20 protein-coding genes are annotated in these 21,228 nt (G+C 61.3%); 7 read left to right on the top strand and 13 right to left on the bottom strand.

The window, feature by feature from the left end:
• Nucleotides 1-31: 31 nt before the first annotated feature.
• Nucleotides 32-379, bottom strand: coding sequence for a YceK/YidQ family lipoprotein (locus M6G53_RS10360; protein WP_253331052.1), 348 nt, complete (start codon nucleotides 377-379; stop codon nucleotides 32-34).
• 309 nt (nucleotides 380-688) lie between these two features.
• Here M6G53_RS10360 and ibpA point away from each other — a divergent pair, with 309 nt between their 5' ends.
• The 3 genes from ibpA (at nucleotide 689) to M6G53_RS10345 (ending at nucleotide 3,457) form a co-directional block, all read left to right on the top strand.
• Nucleotides 689-1,102: a small heat shock chaperone IbpA gene (gene ibpA / locus M6G53_RS10355; protein WP_253331050.1), complete on the top strand. Its 414-nt coding sequence runs from the start codon at nucleotides 689-691 to the stop codon at nucleotides 1,100-1,102.
• A gap of 100 nt (nucleotides 1,103-1,202) precedes the next feature.
• Complete coding sequence (ibpB, locus tag M6G53_RS10350; RefSeq protein WP_004933922.1) at nucleotides 1,203-1,631, top strand: small heat shock chaperone IbpB; 429 nt, start codon at nucleotides 1,203-1,205, stop codon at nucleotides 1,629-1,631.
• A 167-nt stretch (nucleotides 1,632-1,798) separates the two neighbouring features.
• Entirely contained in the window at nucleotides 1,799-3,457 is a 1,659-nt protein-coding gene (locus M6G53_RS10345) for a putative transporter (RefSeq protein WP_253331048.1), read from the top strand.
• A 10-nt stretch (nucleotides 3,458-3,467) separates the two neighbouring features.
• On the opposite strand, the gene M6G53_RS10340 is transcribed toward M6G53_RS10345, so the two are convergent.
• The 4 genes from M6G53_RS10340 to M6G53_RS10325 all read right to left on the bottom strand — a co-directional run bounded on the left by M6G53_RS10340 (nucleotide 3,468) and on the right by M6G53_RS10325 (nucleotide 7,512).
• On the bottom strand, nucleotides 3,468-3,848 hold the full coding sequence (locus M6G53_RS10340) for a type II toxin-antitoxin system VapC family toxin (protein WP_033636540.1): 381 nt from the start codon (nucleotides 3,846-3,848) through the stop codon (nucleotides 3,468-3,470).
• On the bottom strand, nucleotides 3,848-4,069 hold the full coding sequence (locus M6G53_RS10335; protein WP_004933932.1) for a ribbon-helix-helix domain-containing protein: 222 nt from the start codon (nucleotides 4,067-4,069) through the stop codon (nucleotides 3,848-3,850). The genes M6G53_RS10340 and M6G53_RS10335 overlap by 1 nt, the downstream gene beginning before the upstream one ends.
• 74 nt (nucleotides 4,070-4,143) lie before the next feature.
• Nucleotides 4,144-5,394, bottom strand: a complete 1,251-nt coding sequence (locus M6G53_RS10330; RefSeq protein ID WP_004933935.1) for a valine--pyruvate transaminase — start codon at nucleotides 5,392-5,394, stop codon at nucleotides 4,144-4,146.
• Nucleotides 5,395-5,529: 135 nt separating this feature from the next.
• Entirely contained in the window at nucleotides 5,530-7,512 is a 1,983-nt protein-coding gene (locus M6G53_RS10325; RefSeq protein WP_253331046.1) for an alpha-amylase, read from the bottom strand.
• 195 nt (nucleotides 7,513-7,707) lie between these two features.
• Here M6G53_RS10325 and M6G53_RS10320 point away from each other — a divergent pair, with 195 nt between their 5' ends.
• Nucleotides 7,708-7,860: a hypothetical protein gene (locus tag M6G53_RS10320; protein ID WP_187181583.1), complete on the top strand. Its 153-nt coding sequence runs from the start codon at nucleotides 7,708-7,710 to the stop codon at nucleotides 7,858-7,860.
• A gap of 1 nt (nucleotide 7,861) precedes the next feature.
• On the opposite strand, the gene ghrB is transcribed toward M6G53_RS10320, so the two are convergent.
• The 8 genes from ghrB to M6G53_RS10280 all read right to left on the bottom strand — a co-directional run bounded on the left by ghrB (nucleotide 7,862) and on the right by M6G53_RS10280 (nucleotide 15,298).
• The gene (ghrB, locus tag M6G53_RS10315; RefSeq protein WP_253331159.1) at nucleotides 7,862-8,839 is read right to left on the bottom strand and encodes a glyoxylate/hydroxypyruvate reductase GhrB; all 978 of its coding nucleotides are present in this window, start codon (nucleotides 8,837-8,839) and stop codon (nucleotides 7,862-7,864) included.
• Nucleotides 8,840-8,912: 73 nt separating this feature from the next.
• Nucleotides 8,913-10,181 (bottom strand): MFS transporter, encoded by a 1,269-nt coding sequence (locus M6G53_RS10310; RefSeq protein WP_253331044.1) that lies wholly within the window; start codon nucleotides 10,179-10,181, stop codon nucleotides 8,913-8,915.
• A gap of 141 nt (nucleotides 10,182-10,322) precedes the next feature.
• Nucleotides 10,323-11,288 carry a sugar kinase gene (locus M6G53_RS10305; protein WP_253331157.1) on the bottom strand — a complete coding sequence of 322 codons (966 nt, stop codon included), beginning with the start codon at nucleotides 11,286-11,288 and terminating at the stop codon, nucleotides 10,323-10,325.
• A 7-nt stretch (nucleotides 11,289-11,295) separates the two neighbouring features.
• Entirely contained in the window at nucleotides 11,296-12,048 is a 753-nt protein-coding gene (locus M6G53_RS10300; protein WP_253331042.1) for a sugar phosphate isomerase/epimerase family protein, read from the bottom strand.
• Between the two features lie 166 nt (nucleotides 12,049-12,214).
• Nucleotides 12,215-13,249, bottom strand: coding sequence for a LacI family DNA-binding transcriptional regulator (locus M6G53_RS10295; protein ID WP_253331039.1), 1,035 nt, complete (start codon nucleotides 13,247-13,249; stop codon nucleotides 12,215-12,217).
• A gap of 123 nt (nucleotides 13,250-13,372) precedes the next feature.
• Nucleotides 13,373-14,035, bottom strand: a complete 663-nt coding sequence (locus M6G53_RS10290; RefSeq protein ID WP_253331036.1) for an OmpA family lipoprotein — start codon at nucleotides 14,033-14,035, stop codon at nucleotides 13,373-13,375.
• Nucleotides 14,036-14,282: 247 nt separating this feature from the next.
• Entirely contained in the window at nucleotides 14,283-14,735 is a 453-nt protein-coding gene (locus tag M6G53_RS10285; protein WP_253331155.1) for an N-acetyltransferase, read from the bottom strand.
• Complete coding sequence (locus M6G53_RS10280) at nucleotides 14,732-15,298, bottom strand: DNA-3-methyladenine glycosylase I (protein WP_253331034.1); 567 nt, start codon at nucleotides 15,296-15,298, stop codon at nucleotides 14,732-14,734. The genes M6G53_RS10285 and M6G53_RS10280 overlap by 4 nt, the downstream gene beginning before the upstream one ends.
• A 196-nt stretch (nucleotides 15,299-15,494) precedes the next feature.
• Between M6G53_RS10280 and M6G53_RS10275 the strand changes: the two genes are divergently transcribed.
• The 3 genes from M6G53_RS10275 (at nucleotide 15,495) to glyS (ending at nucleotide 21,227) form a co-directional block, all read left to right on the top strand.
• Nucleotides 15,495-17,483: an autotransporter outer membrane beta-barrel domain-containing protein gene (locus M6G53_RS10275; RefSeq protein ID WP_253331031.1), complete on the top strand. Its 1,989-nt coding sequence runs from the start codon at nucleotides 15,495-15,497 to the stop codon at nucleotides 17,481-17,483.
• A 747-nt stretch (nucleotides 17,484-18,230) separates the two neighbouring features.
• Nucleotides 18,231-19,148: a glycine--tRNA ligase subunit alpha gene (glyQ, locus tag M6G53_RS10270; RefSeq protein ID WP_004933966.1), complete on the top strand. Its 918-nt coding sequence runs from the start codon at nucleotides 18,231-18,233 to the stop codon at nucleotides 19,146-19,148.
• A 9-nt stretch (nucleotides 19,149-19,157) separates the two neighbouring features.
• On the top strand, nucleotides 19,158-21,227 hold the full coding sequence (glyS, locus tag M6G53_RS10265) for a glycine--tRNA ligase subunit beta (protein ID WP_253331029.1): 2,070 nt from the start codon (nucleotides 19,158-19,160) through the stop codon (nucleotides 21,225-21,227).
• The last annotated feature ends 1 nt before the right edge of the window (nucleotide 21,228 follow it).

The following is a 21,228-nucleotide window of genomic DNA, read 5'->3' as shown; positions in this document are numbered from 1 at the left end:
TGGCGGGCCTGACGGCCCGCAGCGTGCGTGATTAATGCGTGGCGGTGCCGTCGTTGCCCTCGCCGGGATTACCGGTCGCCGCCAGATTCTGCTGCTCGCTGCGCAGGATGCGCGCTTTTGGCGAGTCTGCGGTCGCGTCATTGCCGGAGCGCAGATAGTCGTAAGGCAGCAGCACGGTGTCCATCACCGCAGAAAACGGCAAATCCAGCGCCACCAGCGGCATCATCGCCCAGCTGGTGTTGTCATCCTTCAGCATGTCCACGCTGGCGCGGGTGCCGGGATAGTAACCCTGATTCGGGCCGGTATGGCTCATCACGCTGGAGCAACCGCTGGTCGCCAACAACATGCAGCCCGTCGCTATCGCTTTCATCGTTGTCATTAATCCATCCTGCAGGGTTGCTGTTCCCCTAAATTAAGCTGATTTATAACATCCTGTTGCTGCTTTTAAAGAAGCAAAATCCCGCTCTGTGGCGGCTCTCTCACTTTAGTGTAAGTGGTAAAAAAACTTTCGCCTAATCGGTGCGAAGTTTTTTTGATCCTCGCCTGTTGAATTGATGAAATCAACCCCCATTTTATCATCAGAGCCGAATTGAGAATTCGCCGTAAGGGAATTCTGGCTTAATTAGCCTGTCCAGAGTGGAAGGCGTATTTATTTCAACCTCGCTGAAGTGCCTTAGGAGGCTGTTTTATGCGTAATTTTGATCTTTCCCCGCTATACCGTTCCGCCATTGGTTTCGATCGCCTGTTCAACGCGCTGGAAGCCGGTCAGAGTCAGGGCAACGGCGGTTATCCGCCTTATAATGTCGAGCTGGTGGACGAAAATCATTATCGCATCGCCATCGCGGTAGCCGGGTTTGCCGAGCAGGAGCTGGAGATCACCACGCAAGATAATCTGCTGATCGTGCGCGGGGCGCACAATAACGAACCGGAAGAGAAAACTTATTTATACCAGGGCATCGCCGAACGTAATTTTGAGCGTAAATTCCAGCTGGCCGAACATATTCAGATTAAAGGCGCCAAACTGGAGAATGGCCTGTTGTATATCGACATGCAACGCATCGTGCCGGAAACATTAAAACCGCGCCGCATCGAAATTAAATAAATTTGCGTTTCGCCGGCAGGTACGCTGCCGGCAAATAATACCTGGCCTGCCGTCAGGGGGCTGAATAAACACATCTCGCTTAATGAAAGGAGTTGTTCCTATGCGTAATTACGATTTATCCCCGCTTCTGCGTCAATGGATTGGTTTTGATAAATTGGCCAGTTCAATGGGAGGCCAGGAACCTCAGGGGTTCCCGCCGTACAACATCGAGAAAAGCGATGACAATCACTACCGCATTTCTCTGGCGCTGGCCGGTTTCCGGCAGAGCGAACTGAATATCGAAGTGGAAGGGCCGCGGTTAACCGTCAGCGGTAAACCCACACCGCCGGAAAAACAGGTTGAATACCTGCATCAGGGCCTGGTGTGCAAAGAGTTTCAGTTGACCTTCACGCTGGCGGAGCATCTACAGGTGTCCGAGGCCAAATTTGAAAACGGCCTGCTGCACATCGATCTGGTGCGTCAGGTGCCGGAGGCCTTGCAGCCGCAGCGCATCGCCATCGGCGCGACACCGGAGCTGGAAGCCAAATAACCGACTGAAAAACGGTCATCACCATGCGGGGGAGATCCAGACGGATCTCCCCCGTTGCGTTATGTGGTGCATGCCACAGTCCCCCCGTCTGTCCGATGTCATAATCCTTATTAATTTTGTGTCTTTGGCCGCAAATTCCCCATTCAACTTTGGCAAGGATGTGACCTATGAGCGATATCGCCCTGACCGTCAGCATGTTGGCACTGGCGGCCGTTATTGGGCTGTGGATGGGGAGCTGGAAGCTGTACGGCGTCGGGCTGGGCATCGGCGGCGTGCTGTTCGGCGGCATCCTGGTTGGTCACTTCGCCCAGAGCGGGCAAATCAGCCTGAACGGGGACATGCTGCACTTTATCCAGGAGTTTGGCCTGATCCTGTTCGTCTACACCATCGGTATTCAGGTCGGCCCCGGTTTCTTCTCTTCGCTGCGCGTTTCCGGTCTGCGGCTCAACGCCTTTGCGGTGCTGCTGGTACTGACCGGCGGCGTGGTGGCGGCGGCGGTACACAAGCTGTTCGACGTGCCGCTGCCGATCATCCTCGGCGTATTCTCCGGCGCGGTCACCAACACCCCGGCGCTGGGCGCCGGTCAGCAAATCCTGACCGATCTCGGTTCCGATCCGGCGTTGGTGGACGGTATGGGCATGGGCTACGCCATGGCCTATCCGTTCGGCATTTGCGGCATCCTGCTGGTGATGTGGCTGATCCGGCTGTTTTTCCGCATCAACATCGAGCGCGAGGCGCAGGCGTTTGAAAGCAGCCTGGGCAATCAGCGTGAGCTGCTGCACGCCATGAACGTGGCGGTGCGCAACCCCAATCTGCAGGGCATGGCGATCAAAAGCGTGCCGCTGCTCAACGACGAAGCGATCGTCTGTTCGCGCCTCAAACGCGGCGAGCTGCTGATGGTGCCGGCGCCGCACGAGCGGCTGGAGCTTGGCGACTACCTGCATCTGGTGGGTAAACGCGAAGATCTGGAGAATGCCCGGCTGGTGATCGGCGAAGAGGTCGACGCCTCGCTGTCCACGCGCGGCACCGCGCTGCAGGTGGTGCGGGCGGTGGTGACCAACGAGCAGGTGCTGGGCAAGAAAATCCGCGATCTGAACCTGAAACAGAAGTATGACGTGGTGATTTCACGCCTCAACCGCGCCGGCGTGGAGCTGGTGGCCGGCAGTAACGTGACGCTGCAGTTTGGCGACATTCTCAACCTGGTCGGCCGGCCGGAGGCCATCGACGCGGTGACGGCAATTGTCGGCAACGCCCAACAAAAACTGCAGCAGGTGCAGATGCTGCCGGTGTTTATCGGCATCGGCCTCGGGGTGCTGCTCGGCTCCATTCCGCTGTTCGTGCCCGGCTTCCCGGCGGCATTGCGGCTGGGGCTGGCCGGCGGGCCGCTGGTGGCGGCGCTGATCCTGGGGCGCATCGGCAGCATCGGCAAGCTGTACTGGTTTATGCCGCCGAGTGCCAACCTGGCGCTGCGCGAGCTGGGTATCGTGCTGTTTCTGGCGGTGGTCGGATTGAAATCGGGCGGCAATTTTATCGATACGTTGCTGCACGGCGAGGGGCTGACGTGGATTGGTTATGGCGCGTTGATCACCGCCATTCCGCTGCTGAGCGTCGGTATCCTGGCGCGCACGGTCGGCAAGATGAACTATCTGACGTTGTCCGGCATGCTGGCGGGATCGATGACCGATCCGCCGGCGCTGGCGTTCGCCAACGGCCTGCATCCCACCAGCGGCGCCGCCGCGCTGTCTTACGCCACCGTTTATCCGCTGGCGATGTTCCTGCGCATCATGTCGCCGCAGCTGCTGGCGGTGCTGTTCTGGACGCTGTAGCGCTGCCCGACTACAGCCGGTAAGGCATTAACACGCCGTTGTCAGTGCCAAAATCTTTGGGGTTGCGGGAGATGAGCGTCCGGAACCCCACCTGCGCTGTGGCCCAGATAATGGCGTCCGGCAGCTTCACATGCTGTGAGTGGCGCAGTTCTACGGCGCGTTCGGCAACTTCATCGGTAATAGGCAGCAGCAGGAATTGCCCTAAAAACTGGCGCGTTTTCAACTCCAGCGCTGGCCCCTGTTTTTTGGCACCCACCATCACTTCCATCCAGGTGATGGCGCTAATAGCCGGGTTGATGTGGTATTCGGTCAGAACGTCTTTGGCTTGAGGAATGCCGTTGAGATAATCGATCAGGATATTGGTGTCGAATAACGCCCGTTGAGCCACCATTATTCCCACTCCTCGCGCTGACGATTTTCGTAGTCCACGCCATCGCCCATCGCCCCGGACCAGAGCCCGAAAGCATTGCTGGGATCTTCAACGTGGTTCTCCGTCAGATAGCGGGAGACGGCCTGACGGATGATTTCAGCCCGGGGAACGTGGCGGATATTTTTCAGATTGTCGAGCTGCCGCAGGTCTTCTTCAGGTAAATCGATCACGATACGAGTCATCGCTAGCCCTCCAAAAAAAGATATACGATATATGCATCGTATATCTTTATCGGTCGATTTTCAATCAGCTGGCGTTAGCCTTCCTGATGCGCGCGCTCGATCTCTTCCGCCAGGATCGCCACGCCGCGCTCGATTTTCTCCGGATCGGGCACGTAGTTCATACGCATGCACTGGTGGGTGTGCGGCCAGTCGTGCTCCAGCCCCGGGAAGAAGTAGTGGCCCGGCACCATCAGCACGCCGCGCTTTTTCAGGCGCTGATACAGCACCTCGGTGGTGATCGGCAGATCCTTGAACCACAGCCAGAGGAAGATAGCTCCTTCCGGTTTGTGGATCAGGCAGCGCTCCGGCGACAGGTAGCGGCGGATAATCTCGATAGTGTGTTCGACGCGCTGTTTGTAGAACGGGCGAATCACCTCGTTCGACAGGCGCAGCAGATCGCCGCGCGCGATCATTTCTGTTGCCATCGCCGGCCCCATGCTGCCCGGCGACAGGCTGATGATGCCGTTCATGTTGGTCAGCGCGGTGATCACCTTCTCGTCGGCAATGACGATGCCGCAGCGCGAGCCCGGCAGGCCGAGCTTGGACAGGCTCATGCACAGGATGGTGTTCGGGTTCCACAGCGGCGTGGCGTCGCTGAAGATGATGCCGGGGAAAGGCACGCCGTAGGCGTTGTCGATCACCAGCGGAATATCGCGCTGCTGCGCCAGCAGGTCGAGCTTCATCAGCTCTTCGTCGGTGATCACGTTGCCGGTCGGGTTGGTCGGCCGTGAAACGCAGATCATGCCGATGTCGTCGCCGATGGTGAGGTGTTCGAAATCAACGTGATATTTGAACTGACCGTCCGGCAGTAGCTCGATGTTCGGCTTGGCGGAGACGAACAGCCCTTCGTCCAGCCCGGCGTCGGCATAGCCGATATATTCCGGCGCCAATGGGAACAGCACGCGGCGGCGCGAACCGTCGGCATAGCGGCCGGCGAACAGGTTGAACAAGTAGAAAAACGCGCTTTGGCTGCCGTTCGTCAGTGCAATATTCTGTGGCGAAATCTCCCAGCCGAGCTCGTCGCGCAGCAGATTGGCCAGCGCTTTCAGCAGCGCGTCCTTGCCTTGCGGCCCGTCATAGTTGCACAGTGCTTCGGTCAGTTTGCCCTGGTCGAGCATCTCCTGGCACAGCTGTTTGAAGTAGGCTTCCATCTCTGGGATCTGCGCCGGGTTGCCGCCCCCGAGCATGATGGCACCGGGGGTGCGCAGGCCTTCGTTCAGGTCGTCCATCAAACGGGTAATGCCCGCATAACGGGTAAATTTTTCGCCGAAAAGTGAGAAAGTCATAGGTGCAGCAGTACTGTTTCTTAGCAGGTAATCACCCACCATACCGCCAGACAAATCCCGCTGCAATGCGGCCGACAAATCGACCAATGGGCACAAACTTCGCCCATTGGCCGATTGGTAGCATATTACACTGGATTATTGTGACCGTTCGCCGGCCCACACCACCATCACCTTATCGTCGCCGAGCCGGCGGCTGAAGGCGTAGTAGGCGGCGTGCGGCTGCGGGGTTTGCACGCCGCCGCCGATCGCCGGGTGGCGAGCACGGAACTGCCCCAACCGTTGCCAGTGGGCCAGCAGCGGGGCTTTTTCCCCCAGCAGTTCACGCCAGTTCATGTCGGAACGGGTGCCCTGCAGCGGATCGGAACCGGTTGGGCCGAGCGGGCGGCCGCTTTCATCGCCGTAGTAAATCTGCACCGCGCCCGGCGCCAGCAACAGCAGGTTCGCCGCCCGCTGTTGCAGCGGTAGCGAGCCTTTGGCGTCGCTGGCGAAAAACAGCCGGGTGTCGTGCGAAGAGAGGTAGCTCAGTACGTTGAAATCCTGCAGCCGCTCGGCCATCTGCCGGTAGGTGGCATCGATGTCGGCAAAGCAGCCCAATGCTTGCGACGCCTGGTCCTGGAAGTCGAAGTTGATCATCGCGTCGAAGCCGTTTTGGTAATAGTCGCTTTTCATCACCCCGTGGCCCCAGGCCTCGCCGGTCATCCAAAACGGCGCGTCATCCAGCGCCTGCTGCGGATGCTCCGCTTTCCACGCCGCCAATGCCGCCGTGGCGCGCTGCTTCAACAGCGCCAGCGTCGGTTTTTCCACGTGCTTGGCGGTATCGACGCGAAAACCGTCGATGCCGTAATCGCGCACCCACTGGCTGAGCCAGACGGTCAGGTAATCGCGGGTGGTGGCGCCGGGAATGTCGCGCGCGGCGGTGTCGGGTTTGTGGCGATAGAATAGCGGCAGGCCGCTGGCGCCGGGCGCTTCGGTTTTGATGTCCGGCAGGAAGGCCAGCGACATCGTCAGGTCGTCATAGCCCGGTGAGTCATAGTCGCCGATGTCGGTGCGGATCCAGTTTTTCCCCCACCATTGGCGCCAGCCCGCTTTGTCGCTGAAGTTGATGTAGTCGTTGAAGCTGTGCCAGTTTTGCCCAGGGCCGGGGCGCCAGTCGCCCCAGTTTTTCCCCAGGGTTTTCTCCACCTCAGCTCTCTGCAGATACAGCGAGCCGAAGTGGAACGTCTGCATATCCGCCAGCGTGGCGTAACCGACGTGGTTCACCACCACGTCGAACAGAATGCGAATGCCGCGCCGATGCGCCTGCTCGACCAGCGTGCGCAGCTCCTGTTCGGTGCCCATGTTGGCGTCGAGGCGAGTCCAGTCCAGCGCGTAATAGCCGTGATAGGCGTAATGCGGGAAATCGCCTTTGGCGCCGCCGCCAACCCAGCCGTGGATCTGCTCCAGCGGCGAGCTGATCCACAAGGCGTTGACGCCCAGCTGCTGCAGATAATCCAGCTTCTGCGTCAGGCCGGCCAGATCGCCGCCGTGAAAGGTGCCTATTTCCTGCAGGCCGTCGCTGCGGCGCCCGTAGCTGTGGTCATTGGCGGGATTGCCGTTCTCAAAGCGATCGGTCAGCACGAAGTAGACCGTGGCGTTATGCCAGCTGAACGCCGCCGGTTTCGCCGTGGCGGCGGATTCCAGCAGCAACAGGCCGCCGCTGGCGGCGGCGGGCTGCAGCGTGATTTTCCCCTGGCTCACCTGCGCCGTTTGGCCGGAATAGAAATCGCGCAGCGTTTCGCCTTCGGCGAAGGTGGAGACGACGTCGACCGTGATCGGCTTGCCGCTGCGGGTGTCGATGCGCACCTGATAATCGCCGGCGCGGAACTGCCGCCAGCTGGCCGGCGGATGGGTGCCGCAAGGCTGCAACGACAGCGTCTGGTTAAGCTTCACCGCCTCGGCCGGCTGCCAGCAGTGGTTATCCTGATACAGCCGCAGCGGCAGCTGGCCTTTGGGCAGCGCGGCCTGGCTGGCGAACAGCCCGGCGGCGGTTTCGTCGAAGGCCGGGAAACCCGGCAGCGTCCAGCCAGCCAGCGCCGAAGGCGACAGCAGCATCAACAAGGGCAGGGGTAACAGTTTCATGGCTCTCCTTACGCGCGGCAGGAAGCGTTTTTTCACAGGGTAGCGCCCAGTGTGGCAAACGGTGGAAAAATGGCCTCCTCCCTGCGGGGGTTTTTCGGGGAGGAGAGGAAGGGCGGAGCGTTTTCGGATTGATTCGGCTTGGCTTTGCGCGCGCGCTGCGGCAGATTAAACGATGAACATCAAAGGAGGTTAGCGATGACGGACAAAAACTGGCGAGAAGAGATCGTTCAGGCAATTCAGGATGCCGAATTGCAGCACTTCGCCGAAGAACATCAGCTGCAGGCGCTGTTCGCGCCGCAGCAGGAAGAGCAACACGGCCGGTTATCCGCAGAGCACCGGCCGCGCTGAGTTATTTCCGCAACAGCTGCGGATTGACGCAGTTTTCTTTCACCGTGCCGGTCAACGCGGCGATCAAATTATCCACCGCGCAGGCGGCCATGCCGTAGCGCGTTTCATGGGTGGCGGAGCCGATGTGCGGCAACGCCACCACGTTCGGCATGCTGAGCAGCGGCGAGTTGGCCGGCAGCGGCTCTTTCTCGAACACGTCCAACCCGGCGGCGTGGATCACGCCGTTTTGCAGCGCTTCGATCAGCGCCTGCTCATCCACCACCGGCCCGCGGCCGGCGTTGATCAGAATGCCGCTTTTCTTCATCTTCGCCAGCTGATCGCGGCCGATCATGTGGAAGGTTTGTTCGGTCAGCGGCAGCGTGATGCAAACAAAATCCGACTCGGCCAGCAGGGTATCCAGATCGCAGCGGCGGGCGTTGAAGCGCTGTTCCGCTTCTTCGTGTGTGCGGCGGGCGTTGTACAGCACCGGCATGCCGAAGCCGAAATGCGCGCGCTGCGCCAGCGCCAGGCCGATGCGGCCCATGCCGAGGATGCCGATGGTTTTATGGTGCACGTCGACGCCGTACCAGTCCGGCCCGATGCTGCCGCGCCATTCGCCGGCCTTCACCCGCTCCGCCACTTCCACCACCCGGCGCGCGGTCGCCAGCACCAGGCTCATGATGGTGTCGGCGACGGTTTCGGTCAGCACCGTCGGGGTGTGCATCAGCAGCACGTGATGGGCGTTGAGCGCCTCGACGTCGAAGTTGTCGTAGCCGACGGAAACGGTCGAGGCCGCGCGCAGCTTGGGTGCCTGCTGCAGGAAGGCTTCGTCAATTTTACCGCCGGAACCGATGATCCCTTCGGCCTGCTGCAGCGCCTGGCGCAGTTCGTCGCGGTTCTCCGGCTGCAGGCCGTTGAAGGCGTGCACGGTGAAGTGCTGTTCCAGACGTTCACGCAGATCGGCAGGCAGGCTTTTGTACAATACGATAGAAGGCTTCATCACGAACTCCAGCTGGGCCAAAGGGGGCATGGCGCCCCCCCGGTTGGGTTAACAGATAAAAAGTATAACCGGATCAAGCCAACTGCGGCCGGATCTCGTTGCGGGCGGGTTTGACGATCAGCGTCAGCACCACCGCCACCACCAGTGCGATGGCCATAAACATGTAAGAGGCCGCCGGGCTGCCGGTGGCGCCATTCAGATAGCCGACGAACCACGAACCGAAGAACGACCCCAGCGCGCCCATGCTGTTGATCAACGCCATGGCGCCCCCGGCGACGTTTTTCGGCAGCATTTCCGGAATGATGGCGAAGAACGGCCCGTAGGGGGCGTACATCGCGGCGCCGGCGACCACCAGCAGGCCGTAAGAGATCCAGAAGTGGTTGGCGCCGACGGCGTAAGAGCCGAAGAACGCCAGCGCGCCGATCAGCAGCAGCGGCCAGACGAACAGCTTGCGGTTTTGCATTTTGTCCGACGCCCAGGAGACCACGATCATGGCGATGGTCGCCGCCAGGTAAGGCACCGCCGACAGCCAGCCGGCCTCCACCATGCCCATCTGCATGCCGCTGCGCAGGATGGAAGGCAGCCACAGCACGAAGCCGTACACGCCGATGCTCCAGGCGAAGTACTGCACGCACAGCAGGATCACGTTGCGCGAGCGGAAGGCTTCGCCGTAGTTGCGCACGGCCTTGATGCCTTTCTGCTCTTCGTCCAGCTGCTGTTGCAGCGCCTGTTTATCCTCGGCGCTCAGCCAGCCGGCCTGCGCCGGTTTGTCTTTCGCCAGCACCCACCAGCAGAACGCCCAGATCACCGCCGGAATGCCCTCGATGATGAACATTTCACGCCAGCCGAAGGCGTGGATCAGGTAGCCGGACACCACCGACATCCACAGCACCGTCACCGGGTTGCCGAGGATCAGGAAGGTATTGGCGCGTGAGCGCTCCGATTTGGTGAACCAGTTGCTGATGTAGATCAGCATCGCCGGCATCACCGCCGCTTCCACCACGCCGAGGATAAAGCGGATGGCGGCCAGCATCGGGATATTGCTGACCACGCCGGTCAGCGATGCGCAGCCGCCCCACAGGATCAGGCACCAGAAGATCAGCTTTTTGACGCTACGGCGTTCGGCGTAGATGGCGCCGGGAATTTGGAAGAAGAAATAACCGAGGAAAAACAGCGCGCCCAGCAGCGAGGCCATGCCTTTGGTGATGCCGAGATCTTCATTGATGCCGGCGGCAGAGGCGAAGCTGAAGTTGGCGCGATCGAGATAGGCCAGGCTGTAGGTGATAAACACGATGGGCATGATGTACCACCAGCGTTTGGCCGCGATAGTCGCTTTGTTCATGTTCAGTATCCTTCAGTGGTGTTGCATCCCCTTTGCCCGGCACGCCAGGCATGCAAGACGAAGGGGCAGATGCTCTCCCGACGCGTCCCGGTTGTAGGGCCAGAGGCTGACGTCATGCGGAGAAGTCGTTTTTTATTATTGTTATTCGGCCAGCGCCGCGCGGGTCGGCAGGCCTTCGCTGTCGCCGATGGCCTGGATCGCCAGCGAACCGATTTTGTTGCCGCGCTGCACCGCCTGTATCAGCGTTTTGCCTTCCAGCAGGGCACTGAGGGTGCCGACGGCAAAGCCGTCACCGGCACCGACGGTATCCACCACGTTGTCGACCTTGACCGCGGCCACTGCCGCCTTGTCGCCGGCGGCGGTTTTAAACCAGGCGCCGTCCGGGCCGGTTTTGATGATCACCGCCTGCACCCCGCGTTCCAGATAGAAATCGGCGATGCCTTCAGGCGTCGATTGGCCGGTGAGGATCTGCCCCTCTTTCAGCCCCGGCAGCACCCAGTCGGCGGCGAACGCCAGCGGGTTCAGCTGCTCGATCATCACCTCGCGGCTGGGCCACAGCACCGGACGCAGGTTGGGGTCGAACGAAATGGTTTTGCCCATGGCGCGCATCTCGCGCGCCGCATGGTGGCACAGCGCCAGCGACTGGCTGGATAGCGCCGCCGCCACACCGCTCAGGTGCAGGTGGCGTGCGGAACCGAAATATTCAGGGTTGAAATCGGCGACCGACAGGTGGCTGGCCGCCGAGCCTTTGCGGAAGTATTCCACGCTGGGATCGGTACCATCGGTGGTTTTGGATTTCACCTGAAAACCGGTGGGATAGTGGCCGTCGACCGTCACCTGCCGGTAGTTGATGCCTTCTTTTTTCAGCTGCTGCAGGGTGAAGCGGCCGAACGAATCGTTGCCGACGCGGCTGACCCAACCGACGTTCATGCCCAGACGCGCCAGGCCGATAGCCACGTTCAGTTCGGCGCCGGCGATGCGTTTGGTGAAGGTTTCCACCTCCGCCAAATCGCCGGTTTGCGCCGCCACGAACATCGCCATGGCTTCGCCCAGCGTGACCACATCCAGGGGCGCCTGCTGCGCCGTCGTTGCCGTTAACCTTGTCATCATGGGGTTACTCCGCACGCAAAATATTGACGTAATGGCGGGTGACGGCTTCCAGATCATCGCCCTGCAACGGGAATTCGATGCCGCGCGGCGCATCGTGCGGCAGGCGGGCCAGCAGATCGCGCCAGCTGCCGTCGGTATCGTCCAGCGCAACGGCGCGCCAGCCGCGCGGGCCTTGGGTGGCGGCTTTGACGTGCACGTAACCGACGTGGCGGGCCAGGCGATCGGCGGCGGAGAAGGCGTCTTGCCCCACCCACAGCCAGTTGGCCATATCGAAGGTCATGCTGACCGGCAGGTGGCTATCTTCCGCGGCGTGGAAAAAGGCGTTGAGCATCGACAAAATGCCGCAGTCCGGCGTTTGGTCGTTTTCGACCACCAGTTTGACCGGGTGCTGCTCCAGCGCCACTTTCAGCTCGGTAAAATCGAAGCCGGGGCGGAAATGGCCGAGAGACAGCTTCAGCCGGCGCGCGTTCAGTGCCTGCGCTTCCGCCAGCAGCGCCGGCAGGTTGGGGTTCAGCGTATGTTGCGGGGTGAACAGCGCCTCAGGGGCGGAGTAGACGGCGAACAGCTGCTGGCGATCGATCTCCTGCGCCAGCGCCGGCAGGCTGTCCAGTTCGCCGGCGGCGAACAGTTCGCGGCGGATCTCCACCCCGTCGGCGCCCGCGCCGGCGATGATGGGCAACAGCGCGCGCTGGCCGCCGTGTTGTTTGACGGTATCGGTGCCGTAGGCGCCGGTGACCACGATGATTTCTGTTTTCATGTTGACTCCTGAGGCGGCATTGTCGCCGCCGCTGCTGTTACCGGTACGTTAAATGGAACCGGTTCCAGCGGAAAGCGACAGAGTGTAAAAATATGATCGCAATCACGAAGCTGAGCAAAAAACAGCCGATGCGGGCGGGGCGGGCAACGGCCCCGGAGAAGGCGGGTTAGCGGGTGGTGGAGCCGCGGACGATCAGCTCGCCGGAGAACATCTGCTCACCGCTGGGGGCGGCCAGGCCCTGAATGCGCTGCACCAGCCGCTCCAGCGCCGCATGCCCCATTTGGTAGGTGGGCTGTTTCAGCGTGGTGATGCCGACGCCCGCCAGTTCTGCCCACTCCAGCTCGTCGAAGCCCAGCAGGCCGATGTCGTTGCCCCACTGGATGCCGAGCCGGCGCATGGCGCGCGCCACCTGCAGCGTCAGGGCGCCGTTGGCGGAGATCACCGCCTTGCGCATGCCGCGGTGGCGGCCGCTGAAATCGCTCAGCACCTGTTCCAGCTTCTGCCGATCGTTGAGCGGCGTTTCTGCCTGCTCCGCCAACAGCGTGGGGTGCTGCGTCATGGTATGCCTGAAGGCGTGCAGGCGTTCGAGACGGGTATTGACCGTACCGAGCGGTTCGCTGAGGAACAGGATCGCTTCGAAACCTTGTTGCAGCAGGTGCTCGGTGGCGACGGTGGCGGCTTCGCGGTTGTTCAGGCCCACCACGTCGCAGGCGAAGTCGGGGATTTTGCGGTCGATCAGCACCATCGGCAGCATCGACTGTTGCAGCGTGGATAACGCTTCCTCGCGCATGCCGACCGCGTTGACCACGATGCCTTCCACCCGGTAACTGCTGAGCAGCTGCAGGTAGTGCTGTTCCTGATTGACTTCGTTGTTGGTGTTACACACCAGCAGGGTAAAGCCGTGTTGACGGCAGGCGGCCTCGATGCCGCGCATCACGTCCACCGAATAGGGGTTGGTGATATCGGCGAGGATCAGGCCGATCAGGCGGGTCTGGCCGCCCTTCAGGCTGCGCGCCATCTGGCTAGGCCGGTAGTCGAGCTGTTGGATCGCCTGTTCGATGCGCTGTTTGAGATCGTCGGAAAGCAGGTGTTGTTCACCATTCAGATAGCGCGACACGCTGGTCTTGCCGGTTTTGGCGATGCTGGCCACATCGCTGATGGTGGCGCGTCCCGAGGCGCGCGTTGCCTTGACAGTGCTCACAGCCGATCCCTCCTGCGGTTAATTGCCAAGGAGACTACCATACCCGATGTGCGGGCGGGAGTATTGAAGGGAAGGCGAAAATCACAGGGCGGCGGCGGGGCGCCGATTGCGCCCCGCACGGGATTACTGCAGCGGGCTGAGGGTGATCTCGACGCGGCGGTTTTGCGCCTTGCCCTCCGCGGTGCTGTTGGAGGCGATCGGGTTGTCCGGGCCGGCACCGGTGGTGCGGATACGGTTTGCCGCCACGCCCTGGGTGATCAGCGCGCTGGCTACGCCGTCGGCGCGCTGCTGCGACAGGTTCATGTTGAGCGAGCGGGAGCCGGTGCTGTCGGTGTAGCCGACAACGTTGACCGCGGTTTTCGGATACTCTTTCAGCACCATGGCGACGCCGGTCAGGGTGTTGGCGCCCGCCGGTTTCAGCGTGGCGCTGCTGCTGTCGAAGGTCACGTTGTTCGGCATGTTCAGCACGATGTTGTCGCCCTGGCGGGTGACGCTGACGCCGGTGCCTTTCATCTTGTCGCGCAGTTTGGCTTCCTGCACGTCCATGTAATAGCCTACGCCGCCGCCGAGGGCTGCACCGGCCGCTGCGCCGATCAGCGCACCCTTGCCGCGATCTTTCTTGGAAGAGGACAGCACGCCGACACCGGCGCCCAATGCGGCGCCGAGGCCCGCGCCGATGCCGGATTTGCCGGCTTCGGATTCACCGGTGTAAGGGTTGGTGGTACAGGCCGACAGCGCGAGCGTAAGGCTCATGGCGCCGGCAATAATTGCAATGCGTTTTTTCATGTTCTTGTCCTTAATGGCATCAGAATCTGTACGCGCCGGCCCAAAACGGGGACGCAAAAAATGGGTGACGCAGCGGCTCCTGCGTCGCCGCGCTACCTATGACGCGCGGTTTCGCCGGCAGTTCCGGAGAAAAACGTGACAAATGATGAGCGCGGGGAAGTGCGGGGGGTGTTATGCGACAAAACGCCGGGCGGCGCCATGCAGCGGATTCCTAATTGTGCGCATCCGGGGTGCGGATGCGCCTTTTTTAAGCGTAATGGGTTGAATTTTCGACTGCCGGCCAGTTCATGATCAGCGTATAGGCCTGGGTTTCGTCATTGAACAGGCGCTGCGTTATCTGAAAGCTGTGCTTGTGATAGAAGGCGCAGGCGCGCAGGTTCTGCTGGTACACCTCCAGGCTGAGCCGGCGATAGCGCTGCTGCACGTGCGTCATCAGCGCCTTTGCGACGCCGCGGCCGTGAAACGCCCGCTCGACAAACAGCGCGCCGATAAACTGCTCGTCCAGCACGCTGATAAAGCCGACGATCTCGCCGTCATGCCAGCAGGCCCAGCTTTGCGCGCGCGGCAGGTAGTTTTCCCGCACCAGCGTGGCGCTCTCACGCCAGTATCTTTCCGCCACGAACGGATGGGCGGCGATGGTGCTGGGCAGCCACAGCGCCATCAGCCGTTCGATATCCTCCGGGCCGCAGGGGCGGATCACCGTGGCTTTGGGTAGCAGATGCACCCCGTCAGATGATCGTTCACCAGCCCGCTGGCCTGCATGAAGGCGTAACAAATGGTGGAGCCGATAAACTTGAAGCCGCGCTTTTTCAGCGCCTTGGACATGGCGTCGGACTGTTCGGTTTTGGCCGGCACCTGGCTCAGCGCCTGCCAGCGATTGAGCTGCGGCCGGCCGCCGACGAAGTCCCAAATGAAGGCGACGAAATCCTCGCCGGCCGCTTCCATCGCCAGATAGGCTTTGGCGTTGGTGATGATGGCTTCTATCTTGCCGCGGTGGCGGATGATGCCGCTGTCCTGCAGCAGGTTTTCCACGTCCTGTGTGGTCATGGCAGCGACCCGCTGCGGATCGAAACCGTGGAAGGCGCGACGGTAATTCTCGCGCTTTTTCAGAACGGTGATCCAGGAAAGGCCGGCCTGTTGCCCCTCCAGACACAGCATTTCAAACAGCTCGCGCGCGTCGGTGGTGGGCGCGCCCCATTCCTTGTCGTGATACTCGAGATACAACGGATCGGCCGTCACCCAACCGCAACGTTCGTCTGCCATCCTGACTGTCCTTATGCTGTGTTTATGAACAGTAATCATCGCGCGAAGCGCCGAACTTGGCAAGCCTCTGATTGTTTTGTCATCAGCCCGCTTGACGTGACGAAAAAGCCGACAATAGTTACTACATGGCCGGTGGAAAACCGGTCAACGATAAAAACGACATTGCCTTCATTTGCAGGCTCTCAGGAGTCGATTCATGCCTCTAAAAATAACGTGCATGCCCCGCCCGGCGGCGCTTGCAGTGGCGTTACTTTGCAGTGTGACCCTACCGGCTCAGGCGTACGATCAACTCTACGTCTTTGGCGACAGCCTGAGCGATACCGGCAACAAGGGCCGGTTCACCTATGACGGCAGTCAGCACCTGCTGTACGACGAAGCGTTGGCGCAACGCATCGGCGCGGCGCTGGTGGCTTCGGACGACGGCGGCGAAAACTATGCCGCAGGCGGCGCGGTGGCGGTGCCGGGGCTGAATCCGGCCGACAACACCCAGGATCAGGTGCAGCGCTATCTGAACCGGGTCAACGGCCAGGCCGACGGCGACGGGTTGTATATTCACTGGATCGGCGGCAACGATCTGGCGGCGGCGGCGCTGAATGCCGCTACCGCACCCGGCGTGGCCTATAACAGCGCTGCGGCGGCCGCCGCGCAGGTGCATTCGCTGCTGAATGCCGGCGCCGGCACGGTGATCGTGCCGACGGTGCCGAACATCGGCTCCACGCCGCAGCTGATGGAATTGATTATTCAACAGGCGCTGTCGCCGGTGCAGGGGGCGGCTATCCAGGCGGCCTACGCCACGCTCAATTCGGTGGCCACCCCGGACAACGCGGCACGCACGCAGGCGATCCACGCGGCCTTGGCCGCCGCAGCGAAGCAGGGCAGCGCCATTCCTCAGGTGCAGCAGGCGATCGCCGCGCAGCTTATCGCGGCGTATGACAGCCTGAGCGCGCAGGCCGCCCAACTGACCGATTTCTATAATCAAAGTGAAGACCGTTTGCTGGCGCAGGGCGGCGGCAACATCGTGCGGGCGGACGTCAACAAGCTGTTCGCCGAAGCGATCGCCAATCCGGCGCAGTTCGGCTTCGCCAACACCGCCGGCATGGCCTGCCCGCCGGGGGTGTCCTCGGCGGTCTGCCGTTCGGACATGCCGGGCTTCGCCGCCAACCAGTCCTATCTGTTCTCTGACCATTTCCACCCCAGCCCGCAGGCGCACCTGCTGATTGCGGATTATATTCAGGCGGTGTTGGATGGCCCGGCGCAGGTGGTGGCGCTGAATCAGGCGACGGCGGCGATGGCGCGCGACAGCCGCGCCACGCTCGACAGCCGTTTCCAGCAGCTGCGCAACGGTGGCAATCCGCAGGGCGCGCTGGGCGTGTTCGGCGGCTATGCAGGCCAACACTACGACTATGCCGATAACCGGGCGGCGGGGGATGGCAATGCCACCACCCACAACCTGACCGTCGGCGTGGACTACCAGCTGACCGATCGCTGGCTGATCGGTGCGTTGATCGCCGGTTCCAACGACGATCAACATCCTTCCAGCCGCTATGACTACAAGGCGCGCGGGTTGCTGCTGTCGGCCTTTACCTCGCTGGCTATCTTCGAGCACGGTTGGGTCAACGCCGATCTGCACTATGCGACGATGGATTATGACGATATCCGCCGCAGCATGCGGCTGGGGCCGCTGACGCGAACCGAGAACGGCAGTACGGACGGCAAACAGTGGGGCGCGCGCGTGACCGCCGGCTATGACTTCCCGATTACTTCTTACCTGACCACCGGGCCGGTGGCCCAGTTCGCCTGGGATTACAGCAATGTGTCCGGCTACAGCGAAGACGGTGATGACAGCACCGCCATGCGCTTCAACGATCAAACCTACCATTCGCAGATCGGCGCGTTGGGCTGGCGGCTGGATACGCAATTCGGCGTATTTAATCCGTATGCGGAAGTGAGTTATCAGCATCAGTTCGGCGACGACGTCTACCGCGCCGGCGGCGGCCTGAAATCGACGCAAACCTCGTTTACCCGCGACAGTGCGGGCCAGGACAAAAACTGGGTGGATGTCACGCTGGGGGCCAACATGCCGTTGACGGACAGGGTGTCGGCCTTCGCCACCGTCTCGCAAACCGGCGGGCTGAGCAGCGGCGAGCAGTTGATGTATAACGTCGGCGTCAGCGCGCGTTTTTGAATTGGCCGCCGGCGCGCTGAGCGGCGCAGGATAAGCAATAAGATCTTATAAGGGGTTTTTTAGCGGAAGGCGGCCTGGGGGTATTACACGGGCCGTACTGACGTTGGCGGGAATACAAAAAAAAACTGATCCTATGAAAGGATCAGGTAGCCACTTGGCCAACACCAGGGAAAATTTTATTTATTATTGTATAACCAAAGATTAACTGTCAATTTGTTTCTGTAGCCCGTTTTCTCCGTACTTCATACCTGGCTGAATCTTCGGCACAGCGCGTCGTTCTGCCGGGCGGTATCGCCTTATTTTTCACGACAATAAGAAATATTTTGGCGATTGATCACATTATATGCCGATCAAGAGAGTTTTTTAGTTGATAAAATTAACAAGAATAACATTATCGCAACTTTATCTCGTGGCAAATATTAAGGATATGCGTGCTTAAATCCGCGTAAATTTAGCCGGTATGGATCGGAATAACGTTCAGTTAATTGCCGGTTTACTCGGCAGTAGGTGCGGTTTTTGTTAAATACCTCTAATGGTTAAGGCGGGATCCCGCCTGCCTACCCGGCGCGTCGGCAGCGAGAAGGGCCGGTGGCGCCGCCGTCTGTTGCCTGTTCGCCCGGCGCGTGAAAATCCAGCGCTTCTCGGCCCGATTCGCACTTGTTGCCGGATTCTGGCTGTATATCTTACGGTCAAAGGGTATACTGGCGCATTCCATCTAAATCCACTTGTATCGCGTGCGAATTCAACATGCAAAAGTTTGATACCAAGACCTTCCAGGGCCTGATCCTGACACTGCAGGATTATTGGGCGCGCCAGGGCTGCACCATCGTTCAACCATTGGACATGGAAGTCGGCGCGGGAACCTCACACCCGATGACGTGCCTGCGCGCACTGGGGCCGGAGCCGATGGCCGCCGCCTATGTGCAGCCATCCCGCCGCCCGACCGACGGCCGTTACGGCGAAAACCCGAACCGTCTCCAGCACTACTACCAGTTCCAGGTGGTGATTAAGCCGTCGCCGGACAACATTCAGGAACTCTACCTGGGCTCGCTGAAAGAGCTGGGTCTGGATCCGACCATCCACGACATTCGCTTCGTGGAAGACAACTGGGAAAACCCGACGCTCGGCGCCTGGGGCCTGGGTTGGGAAGTGTGGCTGAACGGCATGGAAGTGACGCAGTTCACCTATTTCCAGCAGGTCGGCGGCCTGGAGTGCAAGCCGGTGACCGGCGAGATCACCTACGGGCTGGAGCGCCTGGCGATGTACATCCAGGGCGTGGACAGCGTGTACGATCTGGTGTGGAGCAACGGCCCGCTGGGCGTCACTACCTACGGTGACGTGTTCCACCAGAACGAAGTGGAGCAGTCCACCTACAACTTCGAATACGCCGACGTCGACTTCCTGTTCTCCTGCTTCGAGCAGTACGAGAAAGAAGCTCAATCGCTGCTGGCGCTGGAAAAACCGCTGCCGCTGCCGGCCTACGAACGCATCCTGAAGGCGGGCCATACCTTCAACCTGCTGGACGCGCGCAAGGCGATTTCGGTGACCGAGCGCCAACGCTACATTCTGCGCATCCGCACGCTGACCAAGGCCGTTGCCGAAGCCTACTATGCTTCCCGTGAAGCGCTGGGCTTCCCGATGTGCAACAAGAAGAACGAGAACTAAGAGGCAGCCATGACTCAACAGACTTTCCTGGTGGAAATCGGCACGGAAGAGCTGCCGCCGAAGGCGCTTCGTTCCCTGGCGGAATCTTTCGCCGCCAACTTCACCGCCGAGCTGGACAACGCCGGCCTGGAACACGGTGACGTGAGCTGGTTCGCCGCACCGCGCCGCCTGGCGCTGAAAGTGGCCAACCTGAGCGCGGCGCAGGCCGATCGCGAAATTGAAAAACGCGGCCCGGCGATCGCCCAGGCGTTCGACGCCGAAGGCAAACCGAGCAAAGCGGCCGAAGGCTGGGCGCGCGGCTGCGGTATCACCGTCGATCAGGCTGAACGCCTGGTAACCGACAAGGGCGAGTGGTTGATGTACCGCGCCCACGTCAAAGGCCAGTCGGCGCAGCAACTGCTGGCCGGCATGGTCAGCACCGCGCTCGGCAAGCTGCCGATCCCTAAACTGATGCGTTGGGGCGACTCCGACGTGCAGTTCGTGCGACCGGTGCACACCGTCACGATGCTGCTGGGTACCGATCTGATCCCGGGCACCGTGCTGGGCATCGACTCTGCGCGCACCGTGCGCGGCCACCGCTTCATGGGCGAAGCCGAATTCACCCTCGACAACGCCGACCAATACCCGCAGATCCTGCTGGAGCGCGGCAAAGTGGTCGCCGACTATGAAGCGCGTAAAGCCCTCATCAAGCGCGACGCTGAGCTGGCGGCGCAGAAGATTGGCGGCAAGGCCGATCTGAGCGACAGCCTGCTGGAAGAAGTGGCCTCGCTGGTGGAATGGCCGGTGGTGCTGACCGCCAAATTCGAAGAGAAATTCCTGGCGGTGCCGGCGGAAGCGCTGGTGTACACCATGAAGGGCGACCAGAAGTATTTCCCGGTGTACGACGCCGCAGGCAAACTGCTGCCGAACTTTATCTTCGTGGCCAACATCGAGTCGAAAGACCCGCAGCAGATCATCTCCGGTAACGAGAAGGTGGTGCGTCCGCGCCTGGCCGACGCCGAGTTCTTCTTCAACACCGACCGCAAGAAACGCCTGGAAGATAACCTGCCGCGCCTGGAAACCGTGCTGTTCCAACAGCAGCTGGGCACCCTGCGCGACAAAACCGACCGCATTCAGGCGCTGGCGGGCTGGGTTGCCGGCCAGATTGGCGCCGACGTCAACCACGCCACCCGCGCGGGCCTGCTGTCGAAGTGCGACCTGATGACCAACATGGTGTTCGAATTCACCGACACCCAGGGCGTGATGGGCATGCACTACGCGCGCCACGACGGTGAGGCGGAAGACGTCGCCGTTGCGCTGAACGAGCAGTATCAGCCGCGCTACGCCGGCGATGCGCTGCCGCAGTCGCTGGTGGCCTGTTCCCTGGCGATCGCCGACAAGATGGACACCCTGGCCGGCATCTTCGGCATCGGGCAGCATCCGAAAGGCGATAAAGATCCGTTCGCGCTGCGCCGCGCCGCGCTGGGCGTATTGCGCATCATCGTCGAGAAAAACCTGCCGCTGGATCTGCAGACCCTGACCGAAGAGGCCGTGCGCCTGTACGGCAGCAAGCTGACCAACGCCAAGGTGGTCGACGAGGTGGTGGAATTCATGCTGGGCCGCTTCCGCGCCTGGTATCAGGAAGAAGGCCACGCGGTCGATACCATTCAGGCGGTGCTGGCGCGCCGTCCGACCAAGCCGGCCGACTTCGATGCGCGCGTCAAGGCGGTGTCCTACTTCCGCACGCTGGAAGCGGCGGCGGCGCTGGCTGCGGCCAACAAACGCGTCTCCAACATTCTGGCCAAGTCTACCGAAACGCTGAACGACAGCGTGCGCGCCTCGGTGCTGAAGGATGCGGCGGAGATCCAGCTGGCGACCCACCTGGTGGTGCTGCGCGATAAGCTGCAGCCGTACTTCGCGGCGGGCAACTACCAGGAAGCGCTGGTGGAGCTGGCAGCGCTGCGCGAGCCGGTGGATGCGTTCTTCGACAACGTGATGGTGATGGCGGACGATGCGGAAGTGCGCGTGAACCGTCTGACGCTGCTGAGCAAGCTGCGCGAACTGTTCCTGCAGGTGGCGGATATCTCCGTGCTGCAGTAAG

It is taken from the genome of Serratia nevei (assembly GCF_024160145.1).
Classification (GTDB): domain Bacteria; phylum Pseudomonadota; class Gammaproteobacteria; order Enterobacterales; family Enterobacteriaceae; genus Serratia; species Serratia nevei_A.
The sequence above is the reverse complement of the archived record's forward strand: the minus strand, read 5'-3'. Positions and strand labels throughout refer to the sequence as shown.

What these genes read in the sequence shown, in the direction of transcription:
- glyS (WP_253331029.1), top strand. Translation starts at nt 19,158, where the DNA reads ATGACTCAACAGACTTTCCTGGTGGAAATCGGCACGGAAGAGCTGCCG.
- M6G53_RS10325 (WP_253331046.1), bottom strand. Translation starts at nt 7,512, where the DNA reads ATGAAACTGTTACCCCTGCCCTTGTTGATGCTGCTGTCGCCTTCGGCG.
- M6G53_RS10290 (WP_253331036.1), bottom strand. Translation starts at nt 14,035, where the DNA reads ATGAAAAAACGCATTGCAATTATTGCCGGCGCCATGAGCCTTACGCTC.
- ibpB (WP_004933922.1), top strand. Translation starts at nt 1,203, where the DNA reads ATGCGTAATTACGATTTATCCCCGCTTCTGCGTCAATGGATTGGTTTT.
- M6G53_RS10335 (WP_004933932.1), bottom strand. Translation starts at nt 4,069, where the DNA reads ATGACTCGTATCGTGATCGATTTACCTGAAGAAGACCTGCGGCAGCTC.
- M6G53_RS10275 (WP_253331031.1), top strand. Translation starts at nt 15,495, where the DNA reads ATGCCTCTAAAAATAACGTGCATGCCCCGCCCGGCGGCGCTTGCAGTG.
- M6G53_RS10345 (WP_253331048.1), top strand. Translation starts at nt 1,799, where the DNA reads ATGAGCGATATCGCCCTGACCGTCAGCATGTTGGCACTGGCGGCCGTT.
- M6G53_RS10280 (WP_253331034.1), bottom strand. Translation starts at nt 15,298, where the DNA reads ATGGCAGACGAACGTTGCGGTTGGGTGACGGCCGATCCGTTGTATCTC.
- M6G53_RS10320 (WP_187181583.1), top strand. Translation starts at nt 7,708, where the DNA reads ATGACGGACAAAAACTGGCGAGAAGAGATCGTTCAGGCAATTCAGGAT.
- M6G53_RS10330 (WP_004933935.1), bottom strand. Translation starts at nt 5,394, where the DNA reads ATGACTTTCTCACTTTTCGGCGAAAAATTTACCCGTTATGCGGGCATT.
- ghrB (WP_253331159.1), bottom strand. Translation starts at nt 8,839, where the DNA reads ATGAAGCCTTCTATCGTATTGTACAAAAGCCTGCCTGCCGATCTGCGT.
- M6G53_RS10310 (WP_253331044.1), bottom strand. Translation starts at nt 10,181, where the DNA reads ATGAACAAAGCGACTATCGCGGCCAAACGCTGGTGGTACATCATGCCC.
- M6G53_RS10360 (WP_253331052.1), bottom strand. Translation starts at nt 379, where the DNA reads ATGACAACGATGAAAGCGATAGCGACGGGCTGCATGTTGTTGGCGACC.
- M6G53_RS10305 (WP_253331157.1), bottom strand. Translation starts at nt 11,288, where the DNA reads ATGACAAGGTTAACGGCAACGACGGCGCAGCAGGCGCCCCTGGATGTG.
- ibpA (WP_253331050.1), top strand. Translation starts at nt 689, where the DNA reads ATGCGTAATTTTGATCTTTCCCCGCTATACCGTTCCGCCATTGGTTTC.
- M6G53_RS10300 (WP_253331042.1), bottom strand. Translation starts at nt 12,048, where the DNA reads ATGAAAACAGAAATCATCGTGGTCACCGGCGCCTACGGCACCGATACC.
- glyQ (WP_004933966.1), top strand. Translation starts at nt 18,231, where the DNA reads ATGCAAAAGTTTGATACCAAGACCTTCCAGGGCCTGATCCTGACACTG.
- M6G53_RS10340 (WP_033636540.1), bottom strand. Translation starts at nt 3,848, where the DNA reads ATGGTGGCTCAACGGGCGTTATTCGACACCAATATCCTGATCGATTAT.